12 protein-coding genes are annotated in these 15,094 nt (G+C 43.4%); all 12 read left to right on the forward strand.

From position 1 onward, the window contains the following. The first annotated feature begins 6 nt into the window (after positions 1-6). Positions 7-900 carry a sensor histidine kinase gene (locus tag KJS52_RS10300; RefSeq protein WP_213514677.1) on the forward strand — a complete coding sequence of 298 codons (894 nt, stop codon included), beginning with the start codon at positions 7-9 and terminating at the stop codon, positions 898-900. A 447-nt stretch (positions 901-1,347) separates the two neighbouring features. Continuing rightward, positions 1,348-2,319: an NHL repeat-containing protein gene (locus KJS52_RS10305; RefSeq protein ID WP_213514678.1), complete on the forward strand. Its 972-nt coding sequence runs from the start codon at positions 1,348-1,350 to the stop codon at positions 2,317-2,319. Between the two features lies 1 nt (position 2,320). Continuing rightward, positions 2,321-3,442: an ABC transporter permease gene (locus tag KJS52_RS10310; protein WP_213514679.1), complete on the forward strand. Its 1,122-nt coding sequence runs from the start codon at positions 2,321-2,323 to the stop codon at positions 3,440-3,442. Between the two features lie 74 nt (positions 3,443-3,516). Further along, complete coding sequence (locus KJS52_RS10315) at positions 3,517-4,686, forward strand: FtsX-like permease family protein (protein WP_213514680.1); 1,170 nt, start codon at positions 3,517-3,519, stop codon at positions 4,684-4,686. A gap of 9 nt (positions 4,687-4,695) precedes the next feature. Then, positions 4,696-5,358, forward strand: coding sequence for an ABC transporter ATP-binding protein (locus tag KJS52_RS10320; RefSeq protein WP_213514681.1), 663 nt, complete (start codon positions 4,696-4,698; stop codon positions 5,356-5,358). Positions 5,359-5,739: 381 nt separating this feature from the next. Continuing rightward, positions 5,740-7,146: an extracellular solute-binding protein gene (locus KJS52_RS10325; protein ID WP_213514682.1), complete on the forward strand. Its 1,407-nt coding sequence runs from the start codon at positions 5,740-5,742 to the stop codon at positions 7,144-7,146. A 69-nt stretch (positions 7,147-7,215) separates the two neighbouring features. After that, entirely contained in the window at positions 7,216-8,088 is an 873-nt protein-coding gene (locus tag KJS52_RS10330; protein ID WP_213514683.1) for a carbohydrate ABC transporter permease, read from the forward strand. Between the two features lie 7 nt (positions 8,089-8,095). After that, positions 8,096-8,923, forward strand: a complete 828-nt coding sequence (locus tag KJS52_RS10335) for a carbohydrate ABC transporter permease (protein ID WP_213514684.1) — start codon at positions 8,096-8,098, stop codon at positions 8,921-8,923. 20 nt (positions 8,924-8,943) lie between these two features. Then, positions 8,944-10,761: a cache domain-containing sensor histidine kinase gene (locus KJS52_RS10340; RefSeq protein ID WP_213514685.1), complete on the forward strand. Its 1,818-nt coding sequence runs from the start codon at positions 8,944-8,946 to the stop codon at positions 10,759-10,761. Continuing rightward, positions 10,736-12,304: a response regulator gene (locus KJS52_RS10345; RefSeq protein ID WP_213514686.1), complete on the forward strand. Its 1,569-nt coding sequence runs from the start codon at positions 10,736-10,738 to the stop codon at positions 12,302-12,304. The genes KJS52_RS10340 and KJS52_RS10345 overlap by 26 nt, the downstream gene beginning before the upstream one ends. Position 12,305: 1 nt before the next feature. After that, positions 12,306-13,910 carry a beta-N-acetylhexosaminidase gene (nagZ, locus tag KJS52_RS10350; protein WP_213514687.1) on the forward strand — a complete coding sequence of 535 codons (1,605 nt, stop codon included), beginning with the start codon at positions 12,306-12,308 and terminating at the stop codon, positions 13,908-13,910. A gap of 157 nt (positions 13,911-14,067) precedes the next feature. After that, the gene (locus KJS52_RS10355) at positions 14,068-15,078 is read left to right on the forward strand and encodes an Rpn family recombination-promoting nuclease/putative transposase (protein ID WP_213514688.1); all 1,011 of its coding nucleotides are present in this window, start codon (positions 14,068-14,070) and stop codon (positions 15,076-15,078) included. Positions 15,079-15,094 lie beyond the last annotated feature (16 nt).

Consider the following 15,094-nt stretch of genomic DNA (forward strand, 5'->3'; position numbering starts at 1 on the left):
TGAAAGATGATAATTGCAGTTGTGCTATTAAGCCTGGGACTTATTATAACGTTGCTGTTCGTGCTTTATTCCCAGCTGCAATTACGTCATATTAACCGACAACTGGCAAAGCGTTTGAGCGAGCATACCAATCAGCCGATTAGCCTGCAATTAATGAATGCAGAGCTTAATCATTTGGTCGCAAATATGAATAAATGTCTAAAGGCGGAGGAAATGCTCCGCCTTGAAAGCTTTCAAGAGGAAAAGCGATTTAAAGAGCTGATTTCCAACATTTCGCATGACTTGCGAACTCCTTTAACTGCAATACGCGGCTATCAGCAGCTGCTGGAAAAAGGGCCGCTGACAGAGGAGCAGAAACAGAAGCTGAGCCTTGCTCAGAAGCATGCGAAAGAGCTGGAACGATTAATTGATCAATTTTTCGAGTATTCTTATTTAACCAGTGCAGAGCCGGAGCTTCATCTGGAGAAGATTAACCTAACCAATCTAGCAATTGAATGCATTGCGATGTTTGTTACGCAAATAGAAGAGCGACAGCTGTTTGTTTCTATAGAGGAAACCGGGGCTGTTTTTGTCTATGCCGATCAGGAAATGTGCAAAAGGATTGTGCAAAATCTTGTTCGCAACAGCATCCAGCATGCCAGCGGAAGCACTCATGTGAAGCTGTCGGTGCAGCAAGGCTATGCCAGCCTTACCTTTGCCAACGCTGTAACGAATTCAGCTAATTTGGAGACTGATCGTTTGTTCGACAGGTTTTATACAGGAAGTCATCACACTAGCCGTAAAAGCACAGGACTGGGCTTATCGATTGTCAGGCTGTTGGCTGAGCAAATGGGCGGTCGCGCCTCTGCTGTCATTAAGCAAAGCAGGCTTGCCGTTACGGTAGAGCTACCTTTGAGCTGACGCGAGGCAAGCGCTGGATTTTAAACTAAACATCCGAGCCTAAACTTTGCACCAGTTATACTATCCACATTGGAGCATAGATGATTAGATGTCACGCTTCGGAGAAAACATCTATGAGTAAAAAAATAACACTTATTACATATAGTTGATAGTATCAATGCGTGCGAGGGTAAAAATCAACATAGTACGACAAAAACGTTCATTGCATTTTTAAATTGGATTAAGATCAATTAGAGCAAATCGATAATCGTATATGGTGTTGCCAGCATGCCAGGGCCAATTTTTTGTAATTAGTTGTAACGAAATCAACTCTGCTTAGTCTTATGGTATAGGAAGGAGGAGAGCAGCTGACTGATTTTAAATTTATTTACGAGCAGTATTTTAAAGATGTGTATCGCTTTTTCTACCTGCTCAAAAATAGTATGTTATGAGGAAGGTATGATTAAGATGGCCAAAATGATAAAGCTAATTGCTATATTGGCGGCGTTAACAGTCTTGTTTGGTTGTAGTTCTAATAGTAACTCTAATAAATGGCCCACTAATATGGACACTCTTGAACTGATAGAGGAACCTGAATTTACAATAACAGGAAAGTTCCAAGAGGAGCTTGCTCTTAACAACCCCACATCAATGATATGGGTAAATGAAAGTTTGTACATAACGGATACAGGTAATGATCGCATCGTAGTTATTGATCGTGAAGGGAATCTTATTCGTTCAATAGGCGAGGCAGGCAATGGCCTATTGCAGTTTATTAAACCAACCGGGATTACAGCTGACGAGGATTCAAACATTTATGTCGTTGATTCGGGAAATAACCGAGTCCAGGTCATCAATAAGGATGATCAATATGTAAAGCAATACCGAGTTGATCAATTTCCTTATTCGCCTAAAAGCAGTGTATTGCACGATATTGTCTACCTGAACAATACTGTTTATGTATCCACACAAACAATGGATCAATCTTGGGCAACGATTATTGCCATCTCTGAAGATGAATCTGTTCAAACGATTGGGGAAAGTATATCCGGACATGTTGTTAGTGTAGATGATTATCTATACTTTGTGTCCGAAGGAGAATATAAAAAGGTTGAAGAAGGCTTAAGCTTTGAAAGTGGGAGAAATTATTTGCTGAGAATTTTGCAGAATAATGAGATAGGAGACGTATATGAACTTCCTTATAAATATACTGCGGGAGGCATTGAGTCTCACGAAGGGCATTTATACATGTTCAGTAAAAGGTACTTTTCAATCGACCGCTATGACCTTGAAGGCAACTATATCACTACTGTTTATCGTTTTGAAGGAGAGCTAGATGAACTTATGGGTTTAGAAACATTAACGTTTGCAGGGGATGATATTTTTGTTTTGAATTCAATGACAAATACGATTTACTATTTGAAGAAGGATAAGCAATAACATGTGGAATAGAATGTACTTTCATTTTTTAACATCGCTTTCTCTTATACGAGCCAATAAATTATTAGCTTGTTTTACAGCGATAAGTTATTTTATCGGCATATTAATGCCGATTTTCGTCGTTTCCATTATGGCCCATGATGAAAAACAAACGAAGGCAGCTTTTATGAAGCATTCAGAGCAAATTATTCAAATACAAGGGACTCAATTTGACCTGGAAGATTTGAAGCAGAAAGAGAAAGCACGAGTAATATTATTTGAGCAATTAAACGCTGATTCGGCTGTACAGGATGTATTTCATAAAACAGAAACTTTCGGAGTACTAGCTTACGGGACATATATGCGTTACTTACAATATTTGTATGTGGATGAATCGTTCAATCAGAACTATAACCAGTTTGTTCAGGAGGGACGATGGTTCAATCCATTAAGGAAAGATGAATGTATTGTTGGTACTGAGCTTTCCCAGAAATTATGGAGAACTGCGGGTGTTTACGATCAATTATTTATCAATAATAAGCAATGTTCTATTATTGGAACGACAGCTATATTCCCTAACCGAGTAGTTATGTTGCATCATTCAGATGAGGATTGGAGAGGCTTCTCAACGTTCTATGTTAAAGTAAATGAGGGTCAATCTGTAGAGCAGGTGACAACTTCTCTAAAACAGCTCAATCCAAGTCTTGAATTGCAGCGCATGGATTATATCAATAAAGAGTACTTAGCTGGACAACGTACGAATCACAGCTTATTGCTGCTAATAACTCTGTCTATTTTTGTATATGCCATTATAAATATTTCTAATGTTATAAAATTCATGCTGGATGAACGGAGAAGCAGGTACGGTATTCAAATTGCGATGGGCAGTACAAAAAAGACTATTATTTTGGAGTTTTTTATTGAGCTTCTTTTAATTACTTCCGTATCTTTAATAGCGGTGCTTGGCATTCTTTATTTCAATGAGCACTTAATTGAAAAATATATTATCTCTATTCGGATTGACGGCTGGTTTGTTGCTGCGACGTTTTTGACTAATGTTATGATTTGTGGATTGTTGAGTACACTTTATCTGAAGAAAATTTTATCTAATGATGTCGTTTCATTAATTCGAGGTGATAGATGATCAGGGTAATGAACATAATCAGTTTAGCTTTCAGAATGGTACTTTATTATTGGAAAAGTTACATACTTATTACGTTGCAGATCGCAGCAGGAGCATTCGTTATTTATTCATCACTTACAATCTATTATTCAATCGAATCCCGTTACAAGGAGATGCAGGACGAGGTCCATGCTTTAACGTGGAATATTGTTGCCCAATCTACCGATGACTCCGATTCACCGCCAATAACCTATGAACAATTGTTGCAATTAAAGAACAGTTATACGGAAGCGATGTTTCCGTTACATTTTGTTTATCCGGTACATTATCCCAATCAAGATAACGAGTTAGTAGAAGCTTACTTCATATATGCATCAGATGATTATATGAAGTTAATGATCCAATCTGATGAGACTTTTGAAACTTCCCAACATGTATACATGGGAGCAGAAATTAAGCAATTCATGGAGAATAATGGTGATTTGCTTAAACTTCTACCCGATACACCTGCATATCGCATAATAGATGAGTCATTAGATATTGGAGAGGAAGCTCATTATTCTATTATACCGATAACCAACGTAAGCAATCATAAATCTAATTCCTTTGAAATCTCAATTCATTTTGGTGAAACAGACAAAAAGGCATTATCTGAAAATATTGTACTTCTCCCCTTAAAAGCTGTGTATGAGCATCATATGCCGAACATTGAAATGGCACTGCGATTACCTGTAAGAGTAGATCCTACAGTGCCTGGCGAAGAAGCAACAATATTAATTATGCAAGTCGTAAGTCAGCTCTTTAGCTGGAACTCTGCTTATTCCTATAATGTAAGCACACAATTACAACAATTTTTATTAAAGATGACTGGTGTTAAAGATACTGCTGTCATTGTGTCCGTCATTGCAATTGTATGCCTGATTTTAGTCATATTAGGTTTAACAGGACTCATCCATCTGCTCTTTAATCGGCGTAAACAAGGTTTGTCAATCTTGATTGCTATGGGGGCGCGAAGGCAAGATTTATGGGTATCTATGGTCTTGGAATCAATGTATCCTGCTTTGCTTGGTGTTGGAATCGGAGTGTTGGGAGGGTATTACTATCTCCCAAGATATGTTCAATTAGAGCAAATTGAAATATCTCCAACTGCTATAGGGATGTTCTTTACGGTAGCGGGATGCTTGCTTCCAGTCTTTTTGTCTTCGAGTACGTTATTATTGAGGATATATAACATGAAACCAATCAAAATACTTAGTAGGGAGTAGATAGTCTAGATGCTAAAAATTGTTGATGGATCTAAGTCCTACAACCATAATGATAAGATTATAAACGTTCTGCAGCCATTTAATTTATTGATAGAAAAAGGAGAGTTTGTAGCAATTAGAGGCAAATCAGGTAGCGGGAAAAGCACTTTACTGCATATTCTTGGATGTATGGATCAATTAACTACAGGTGATTATTATTTTAATGATAACAAGCTTAGCACAAATAAAGATAATACTTTGGCTAAGTTCCGCGGAAAACACTTTGGATTTGTATTTCAAGCCTATCACTTGATAAAGGAATTTACAGCATTGCAAAATGTTGAAGCTCCTATGGCTTATATGCATACTCCCCGTAAATTAAGACGTGAGAGGGCGCTTGCCCTATTATCACAAGTAGGACTTGAGGACAAAGTCAATTTTTATCCGAAGCAGCTATCTGGGGGGCAACAACAACGCGTTGCTATCGCAAGAGCGCTTGCTAACCAGCCTGATGTTATATTCGCAGATGAACCTACCGGGAATCTGGATCGTGACAATGGGAATAAAATTATTTCATTACTATGCGAATTACACAGGCAAGGTACAACATTAGTAATGGTTACTCATGATGGCGATTTAGGAAAAATAGCTGATCGAAGCATACACTTGGTTGATGGGCACATTAAGTCATAAACATCTATAAGTGACACTAAGAGCTTGTCATAACAAGTAAAAACATAAACTGTGAGTTGCTGTGTTTGCTGCGCTAAAAATATCCAAGCTGACAAATTTGCTGGCTTGGATATTTTTTATATAGTTTACAACATTTTTTGTAAGCGTTTCAAATGATTTTATTGTAAAAACAAGCATAATAAGCATGAAAAACAATGAAATACATGTTATTTGAATGTTATATATAAAGCGCTGTCAATTATAATTTGTGTAAGATTATATTACAAATCAAATGAAATTACCCCATCTATCTAAAAAATGTCGTTCTTATGTAATGTTTTATCGCTTGCTATAATCAAGTTGTAAGAAGCAGCAAGCAAAATGAAATCAGGGGGTTATGAAATGAAGAAATTGTTAATGACCGTGATTATGCTAGTCCTTGTCTCGACAACCGTATTAACGGCTTGTGGCGGCAACAACGGAGGAAATCAACAGGGCAATAATACAAGCAATTCGAATTCATCAACGTCAAACTCCAATAGTACACCAGATCCGAGTTCACCTACTGATACTGACAAGAAGGCTGAACCATTTACCGTTTCACTTCGCCATATTCAAATTGGTGAAGCACAAAAATTCCGCAAAGCGATTTTGGACGATGTCGTGGCTAAAACGGAAGCCGAGGTGCCAGGCTTAACGTTTGAACTGGAAGGGGTAGAGGATAGCGTGAACCGCTTTACAAAGCTTCCAGCTGAGATGGCTGCCGGCAATCCGCCAAAAATTTTCGACTTGTTCGGCGGTGAAGGAGATGCCTTGAAATACGGCGCAGCAGGCCGCTTGCTTGATCTTGCGCCAATTCTTGAGGAGCTTGGCTTGAGCAACAGCTTCTTGAATCTTGATCAGTTTACGCTTGACGGCAAAGTATACGGCTTGCCAATTGGCGGCAACATTGAAGGCTTCTATTATAATGAAGAGATTTTTGCAACACTCGGCCTGCCCGAGCCTAAGACCTGGGCTGAGCTGGAGCAAGCTGCACAAACCTTGACCGACAATGGCTACACGGCCTTTGCAATGGGCTCCAAAGGCGCATGGGTACCGTTAATGCTAGTTAATACATTGATCGGCCGCTATGCTGGTCCGGAATCGATCTCAGGCTTCAGCTCCGGCGAAGCAAAATGGAACTCGCCTGAAGTGGTCGCGGCATATGCGAAATACGAGGAATGGGTGAAGAAGGGCTACTTCACGAAGGGTGAGCTTGGCTTTGAATATGCAGATATGCTGAATGAATTTTTGACTGGCAAGGCCGGCATGATGTTTGACGGCAGCTGGAGGTCCTCAGTATTTAGTGATGAAACGCAAGCAGGGGCGTTAACTAACAAAGTAGGCTTCTTCACAATGCCGGCAGTTGAAGGCGGCGTAGGCGATCAAACCTATGTGAACGGCAACTATAGCAATGGTTATGGCTTCTCCTCAGATTTGAATGAACAAGAGCTGGTTGCAGTAAAAGCGTTTATCAAAAATATGTACAGCGAGGAAATGCAGCTAAGAGGCTTGCTGGAGGATGGCGTGCTTCCTTCTATTAAACTATCGAGCGATGCGCTCAGCAAGGTAGAAGACAAAATTGTGAAAAAGGTAATTACGATTATGGGCGAAGCCGGCGGTGCGTTCTCTCACTTTGACTCAACCGTGCAATCGTCTGTTTACAAAGAAACCGAGGATACCATTCTTAAGCTGATTGCAGGTCAGGAAACTGCGCAATCTGTTGCAGATCAATTGCAGGCTGTGCAGGATAAAGCCAATCAGGAATAACGAATAAATGAAAGGGGGGGTGTTGTCGAGGTGGCAGCCTCCCCTTTATGCAGAAATGAGGGAAGACAGATGAAACAGACACTACGCAATCCTTGGGTCTACGTAATTATGGTTGTACCAACCTTGGTGCTATACAGCTTGTTTTTTATTTATCCTATGGCTACGTCTTCTTACTACGCCTTTACCGATTGGAACGGGCTGTCTGATTACTCGTTTATAGGGTTGCAAAATTTCATTGATGTATTTTCAGATAAAGATTTTCTTCATGCAATTAGAAACAATATGCTATTTATTGTATTTTCGGTGTTTGTGCAAGTGCCGCTTATCATTATATTCGCTTTGCTCATTGCCAGTGTAAAGCGGCTGCAGCGCTTATACAAAACAACTGTATTTATTCCATCGATTTTATCTACTTCAGTTATCGGGATTTTATGGGGCTTTGTGCTTCATCCCAATATCGGACCGATTAATAAGATGCTGTCCTTCTTTGGAATAGAGCCAGTGTTTTGGCTTGCTGATTCCAAGTGGGCACTGCCTTCGGTGCTCATTGTAAATGCATGGCAGTGGATGGGCTTCTATATTGTGCTTATATTGGCAGCGATTCTAGCTTTACCGAAGGAAATGAACGAGGCTGCGGAAATTGATGGCGCTTCTGGCTTCCAGCGAGCTTGGTATTTGACGGTGCCTTTAATTAAGCCGATTATTTCAGTCGTCGTTATGCTGTCGATCGCAGGCGCGATGCGCGTCGTAGATATTGTACTCGTGATGACGAAGGGCGGACCGGTTGGCGCAACAGAGGTTATGGCTTCTTACCTCGTTAATGAAGCGCTGGGTGTGAACCCGAACTATGGCTTAGGTACAGCCATCTCACTAATCATTTTCGTATTTGCTTTACTATTAACGGCAATCTATCAACGCACTTTCGGCAGAACGGAGGATTGAGCAAGCGATGAATACTATTAAAAAAATATCTCCGCACATTATTTTGCTCATTTATGTTATCGTTGTGCTGTTTCCATTCGTATTTGTGCTATTTTCGTCGTTAAAGCAAAGCAATATTGAAATTGCTGAAAGTCCGTTCGGCTTTCCTAAATCCTTCTCCTTTCAAAACTATATTGATGCTTGGGTGAAGGCGAAAATTAATGTATACTTTTTGAATAGCGTATATTTAGCAACAACTTCAGCATTAACCGGCGTACTGCTGTCGGCAGCGACTGCCTACGCTTTAGTGCGGATGAAATTTGTTAAAGTAAGCAAAGCCATCTATCAATTTGTGTTGATCGGCATGCTTATTCCAGGCAATGTTTTATTTATCGCACAATATATTTTAGTTATGAATATGGGGATTTTGAATACGCATTGGGCGTTGTATCTCCCTTACACCGCAGGCGCTTTGCCGATCAGTGTTTTACTGATTGCAGCGTTTATGAAATCGATTCCAAATGAGCTTGAGGAAGCCGCTATTGTCGATGGCCTGGGCGCCTTCAAGCTGTTTTATAAAATTATTTTACCGTTAACCTTGCCTGCGCTCGTTACCGTATTTATTGTCAATTTTTTAGGCTCCTGGAATGAATATTTGCTAGCCAATTTCTTTATTAGCAAGGATGAGCTTAAAACCTTGCCTACCGGGATGGTTGGCTTCCGTGATGCGTTCCAAACGAACTATGCTTTAATTAGTACAGGGATCGTCTACAGTGTGACGCCGGTATTGATTCTGTACGCATTTCTTCAGGAAAAAATTATTGAAGGGGTAACGGCAGGCAGCGTGAAAGGGTAATGAAGGGGTCGTGAATCTGCATGTCGCTTCAGAAGAAACTGCTATTAGCTTTTGTTGGGCTCATTATTGTGCCGCTCCTCGTATTAGGTACACTTTCCTACAAATATATTTCGAACAGAACAGAGACCAGCTATTCCGAGGCTACCGAGCTGAGGCTGCGTGCGCTCCTGCTCAGCATCGATCAGGTGTTCAACGATATGAATCGGGTGACAGACAGCACCATTGCCAGTCGTGCGATTCAGGAGGCGCTCAACAATTTGCAAAGTGCAGATTTGGACCAAATCAATTACCTTGAGCTTAATACCGTACAACGCAATTTTCGCGAGCTGCTCGTCAATCATCCGTCGGTCAGCTACGCGTTTATGTATACCCTTCAGCAGCAAAACGTACACAAGCTGTTTTCCAAGGCGAGCTTTTCGCCAATGCCCTTCGAGGAATTTAAACAACTGGATATCTATCAGGAAGTCATCAAGCGCGATGGCCTACCTGTATGGATCGGTGCTTACGAGCATACGAAGCTGACGGGCGAGGACCAGGTTTTTACGCTGGCGCGCGTCGTCAAAGATATTGATACATTGGACAATAAAGGGATTCTGCTCGTGCAAATTCGCAATTCCGATCTCGAGTCCATCTTTCGTTATTTTCGCTACAAGCAAGAACATACGAAATATATGATTGTAAATGCGGATGGGCTGATCATGTATGACAGCAACGGTGAGCATGAACAGCAATGGCTTCAGGATCTGATGTCAGAGCAGCAGGAGGCTGTTGGCGGCTACAGCGCGCGCAGCAGGTTTCAAGGCGTGGACTCCGTCGTATCTACGATTGAATTTGGCAATTATGAGCAGTGGCGCCTTGTAGCGGTCACACCGTGGAGCGTCATTGGCGGAGACATTAAGTGGACCGCGGTCGCTGTATCGACCTCAATCGGTATTTGTATTTTGCTGGCCTGCATATTCATTGTATATATCGGATCACGGATTACGAAAGCGATCATTGAGACAGTTAAGGTGATGCGCGAGGTGGAACGCGGCAATTTGCAGGCGCGTGTCGCGGTGCGCGGCAATGACGAAATCGGGCTGCTGACAAGAGGAACGAATCGTCTCGTATATCGTCTCGAACAGCTGATTGAAGAGGTGAAGGAGCAATCCGAGCGCAAGCGCGAGGCGGAAATTACTGCGCTGCAGGCGCAAATCAAGCCGCATTTTTTGTTTAACACGCTGGAATCTATCAATATATTAGCGATTCAGAACCAAGGGAAAAAGGTTAGCCAAATGGTATCCAAGCTCGGCAATATTTTGCGGATCAGCATCCAGCAGCGCGAGGAAATTACAATTGAGCAGGAGCTTGCCCATGTACGCAGCTATCTTGATATACAGAAATATCGCTTCGAGGATTTATTTGACTACGATATTATCGTAAATGAGCAGCTGCTGCACCATATGACGATTAAGCTGAGTCTGCAGCCGCTTATTGAAAATTGCATTCAGCATGGCTTTGAGGGCATTGATTATTTCGGCTTTATCCGCATCGTCATTACGGACAGCGAGCAGCATATTTATTTTAGAATTGAAGATAATGGCGTTGGTATTGATGCTGAGCAGCTGGAGAAGTTTAATTATCTTTCAGGCAGCGTCGGTACTTTCGACAACACGCCTCAGCTTGGCGAGCGCAGAAGCATTGGTGTAAGAAACGTCGCCGATCGGGTCCGCTTGCGCTACGGAAAGCCTTATGGCCTAATGCTATGCAGTGCGCCAGGTCAAGGCACCGTTATTCAGATGACAATTCCAAAAGGAAAGGATGGTAATGATTATGAGATTGAAAGCTCTTCTGATTGATGATGAAATCAATATTTTGCGAAACCTGCAGCTAATTTTGCCCTGGGAAGCAAATGATGTCGACATTGTTGGCTTTGCCAAAAATGGAGTTCAAGCATTAGAGCTGGTCAAGCAGCATAATCCTCATCTGATCTTTTGTGATATCCGCATGCCCGTGATGGACGGGATTGAATTTTTGCAGGAGCTGCGCAGCTTTAATGACGAGGTTGAGGTCATTACGTTGACGGGCTATCAGGACTTTGAATATGCCCGCTCAGTTCTGCGCTATCGTGTGCTCGACTATATTTTGAAGCCGATTGATTACGATGCATTGGAGCAGTTTTTTCTGAAAACTGTCAATCAAATTAAGCAGAAGCTGCTGCAAACTCAGCTTGCCGATCAAGAGCAAGGACGGATGAAGGACATTGCCTTTGAAAAAGTGCTGCTCGATCTGCTGCTAGGCTATCAGCATCAAGCACAAGCGCAGAAGTGGAATGATGCGTTCGAGCCAGGCGAGATTGATTATGCGCTATTCGTCGTGGAGTGCTCGCCGCAGCTGACGCAGCCTGCAGCTTCCAACGCACTGCTGCAGCAGCTTGCTGATACTTTTGCAGCCGAGGCTAACAGTGCAGCGGCTTACCTGCTGCATGTTGAGGAACGCTTCTGGGCCATTGTCGTTGCCGGGCAGCTGCAGCGCCTGCAGGAGCAGCAGCTGCAGAGCATTACAGCGAATTTGCAGCAGGAGCTGTCAAAGGGCAAGGACTCCGGCATGACAATCGCGGTGTATGAGACGGTTGCCGCCGCTGATGAGCTGCATCATATATGGAAAATGATGTGCCGAGAGATTACATTTGCTCACCAAATCGGTATCATCGTGCAAGCGCCAAAACCGGATCGTCACGGCAATGTACAGCATGTGTGGAGCTGCGTCGATCGTTTGATTGCAGCGATCAAGCATACGGAGCAGTCGTCAGCCAATCGCTGTCTTGCTGAGCTGAGCGAGCAGCTGCGCACGCTTTCCTCCCAGTCGCTGCAGCAGGTGGAAAAGCTGGTCAATTCGCTAATTGTTTATATGATCAAGGAGCTGCGCCGTTATGATGCAGTAAGCGCTGAGGTCGAGCAATATATTTGGCAGCAGCTTAGCATAACGAGCAAGCTGAAAAGCTTGCTGGAGCTTATTTGCAAAATGGTGGAGGAGGCGTTTGTCGAGCATGCCAACAAGCGGCCGCAGGTTTCCATTCATGTAGCGAAGGAGTATATCGAATCGCATTTATCAAGCGATATCGCTGCGGAAGAGGTCGCCAATTATTTGAATATTAGCTTGAGCTATTTCAGCACGCTATTTAAGCAGTATTACGGCGTTACTTTTATCGAGTTTGTTACCCAGGCAAGAATAGAGCGTGCCAAGTCGCTGCTGACGATGACCAAGAAAAGCATAACAGAAATTGCGAAAACAGTGGGCTACACAGAGCGCCGCTATTTTAACAAAGTATTTCAAAAGCGAGTAGGCATGCTTCCTTCCGAGTACCGTGAAAATCAACTATTACGAAACGAGGTAAGCTAGAATGAATAGCGAACTTTCCAGCTTGACGATTAAGCAAAAGCTTGGTCAGCTCTTTATGTTTGGCTTTGAAGGGCATGAAGTGCCCGAGCATATGGAAATGCTGTTTCGGGATTATTATGTTGGAGGAATCATTTATTTCCGTCGCAATACAGCGCTGCCTCAGCAAATTGCTGCATTGTCTTCCGGGCTGCAGCAGCTGTCCAGCAGCTACAACAGCATACCGTTAGCAATTGCGGTCGATCAGGAAGGCGGTATGGTGGCGCGTATTGATCGCGAGGTAACTGTGCTGCCGGGTCAGATGACGCTTGGCGCGACAGGCAATGCCGAGCTTGCTTATGAAGCTGGGCGGATTTCGGCAATGGAGCTGGCGCAGCTCGGCATTACCGTTAATTTTGCTCCGGTGCTGGATGTAAACAACAATCCGCTTAATCCGGTAATCGGGATACGTTCATTTGGCGAGCGGCCTGAACTGGTAGCGCAATTGGGCAGCAGCATGATCAGAGGCTATCAGGAAATGGGACTTTCAGCCTGCGCCAAGCATTTTCCAGGCCACGGCGATACGACTGTTGATTCGCACCAGGAGCTGCCTTCGGTTGCCCATTCGCTTGAGCGCATTCATGCAGTCGAGCTGGTGCCCTTCAAAGCAGCAATCGCTGCCGATGTCGATATGATTATGACAGCTCATGTTCAGTTTCCAGCATTGGAGCCGGACGGTACGCCTGCAACGCTATCTCCTCGCGTGCTAACTGATTTGCTGCGCAAGGAGCTTGGCTTCAGCGGCGTTATCGTAACCGATTGCCTGGAGATGAATGCTATTTCGCAAGGGATTGGAATTGGGCGAGGAGCAGTCGAGGCATTCAAGGCCGGCGCCGATCTGATTCTGGTAAGTCACAGATTGGACCGTCAGCTTGAAGCCTACCATGCTATGGAGGCTGCGCTGGCAACGGGAGAAATTAGTGAGCAAAGGCTGGATCAATCGGTAGCGCGCCTTTTGCAGCTGAAGCAGCAGCAGCAGCGGCGCCAGCAGCAAGCGAAGCAGCATTGGTTGAATATCGGCAACGCGAAATCATTGCGTCGCAGCGAAGCGATGATGGAGCAGGCTGTAACGCTCGTTCAGGATCAGCGGGGACATTTGCCATTGTTAGCAGGAGCGGAGACGCTGGTTATTTGGCCAGAGGTGCGTCAGTCAACGGAGGTTGATGAGGTGATCGAGCAGGAGCTTACGCTTGGCAAGCAGCTTATAAAGCTGGGGCTGCAGGTCGAGGAAATGATTGTTGGCACGGAGCCGACCCAAGCCGAGCTTATCAATTTGGAGGAGAAGCTGCAAGCAGCCAGGTTCAAGCAAGTAATCGTTGGCTTGTACAATGCCAGCTTTTCGACTGGACAGCAGCGACTAGTAGAGCTGCTGCAAGCCAGCAAGGACATAAAGGTTGTATACATTTCGCTGCGCAATCCTTATGACATTGCCTTGCTGTCGGAGCGTGACAGCTATGTTTGTGCTTATGAGAATCGTCCGGCGATGCTGCGTGCGCTTGGGCTCGCCTTGAGCGGGAAGCTGCCTTTTCGCGGCAGGCTGCCTGTGACGCTAACGGCAGGCAAGCGATAGCGAGTCTCACAGTCAGCAGATTTGATTGTTTGCAGCTATTGCTGCTGCAGGGTATAATGATGAGACATACAATAGTTAACGTGAAGCACACGAAACGGGCGACAGCTCGATTCGTGTGCTTTTTATGTTATAATATTGCGAAAGAGGTGTCTTATTCATGAAGCTTGATTCTGAACAAGAGCAAAAGCAGGACGGGAATAATCCTCCCTTGCATGCTCATAAGCAAGCAGCAGAGATGATTCACCAACAACATGACACATCCTATAAGTTTTTGTTATCAAGCAAAAGACTGTTTGTACAGCTTCTTAATACTTTTATTCAAAGAAGCTGGGCGAAAGAAATCGTGGAGGATCAAGTAGAGCAAATTCCACATTCGTTCGTACTGCAGGACTTTAAGCGGCAAGAAGCAGATATCGTATACCGAGCAGAAGTGAAGGGCCAGGAGGTTTTGTTTTACGTACTGGTGGAGTTACAATCAAGCGTCGATCATCGTATGCCGTATCGGCTGCTATTGTATCAGGTGGAAATATGGCGTTACTGGCTCAGTAATCAAGTAGATGGCATGAAAAACCGTAAAAGCTTTAGCTTGCCGCCGATTGTACCAATTGTGTTGTACAACGGCAAGAAGAACTGGACGGCAAAACGAAGGTTTCGTCAGTTGCTTGAAAATGAAGATATGTTTGACACAGAGCTAATGAGCTTTGAATACTTATTACTTGATGTTGCAAGCTACACAGAAGAAGAACTGCTGTCATTATCCAATACATTAAGCGCCGTATTCTTGCTTGACAAGGCAAAGGATCAAAAGCAATTACGCATATATCTTTCTAAGCTGATGAAAACGATTCGTCAAATGCAAGAAGAAGATCAGCAAAGGTTTGTCGCTTGGATGAGCAATATGCTGCGAACCAAGCTGCCTGAAAATGATCTGGTTGTCCAACAATTGATAAATGATATGAAGGGAGAGGAAAAGATTATGGGATTGGAAAAGGTACTTGATGACATGATTAAACAAGGCAAGGAAGAAGGTTACCAAATAGGTGAAGAACAGACACTAGAGAAAATTGCAACTCGATTGCTTGCCGAGAACATTGATGATGAAACGATTTCCCGCGTAACCGGATACCCTCTCGAAAAAATCGAACAACTGCGCAAGAAGTCCCGTTAAATTAAAGAACTAGGAC

The organism is Paenibacillus montaniterrae, assembly GCF_018403185.1.
Taxonomy (GTDB): domain Bacteria; phylum Bacillota; class Bacilli; order Paenibacillales; family Paenibacillaceae; genus Pristimantibacillus; species Pristimantibacillus montaniterrae.

Excerpts from the sequence above, each read along its gene's own strand:
- KJS52_RS10300 (WP_213514677.1), top strand. The coding sequence starts at position 7 with ATGATAATTGCAGTTGTGCTATTAAGCCTGGGACTTATTATAACGTTG.
- KJS52_RS10345 (WP_213514686.1), top strand. The coding sequence starts at position 10,736 with ATGAGATTGAAAGCTCTTCTGATTGATGATGAAATCAATATTTTGCGA.
- KJS52_RS10305 (WP_213514678.1), top strand. The coding sequence starts at position 1,348 with ATGGCCAAAATGATAAAGCTAATTGCTATATTGGCGGCGTTAACAGTC.
- KJS52_RS10310 (WP_213514679.1), top strand. The coding sequence starts at position 2,321 with ATGTGGAATAGAATGTACTTTCATTTTTTAACATCGCTTTCTCTTATA.
- KJS52_RS10325 (WP_213514682.1), top strand. The coding sequence starts at position 5,740 with ATGAAGAAATTGTTAATGACCGTGATTATGCTAGTCCTTGTCTCGACA.
- KJS52_RS10335 (WP_213514684.1), top strand. The coding sequence starts at position 8,096 with ATGAATACTATTAAAAAAATATCTCCGCACATTATTTTGCTCATTTAT.
- nagZ (WP_213514687.1), top strand. The coding sequence starts at position 12,306 with ATGAATAGCGAACTTTCCAGCTTGACGATTAAGCAAAAGCTTGGTCAG.
- KJS52_RS10355 (WP_213514688.1), top strand. The coding sequence starts at position 14,068 with ATGAAGCTTGATTCTGAACAAGAGCAAAAGCAGGACGGGAATAATCCT.
- KJS52_RS10340 (WP_213514685.1), top strand. The coding sequence starts at position 8,944 with ATGTCGCTTCAGAAGAAACTGCTATTAGCTTTTGTTGGGCTCATTATT.
- KJS52_RS10320 (WP_213514681.1), top strand. The coding sequence starts at position 4,696 with ATGCTAAAAATTGTTGATGGATCTAAGTCCTACAACCATAATGATAAG.
- KJS52_RS10330 (WP_213514683.1), top strand. The coding sequence starts at position 7,216 with ATGAAACAGACACTACGCAATCCTTGGGTCTACGTAATTATGGTTGTA.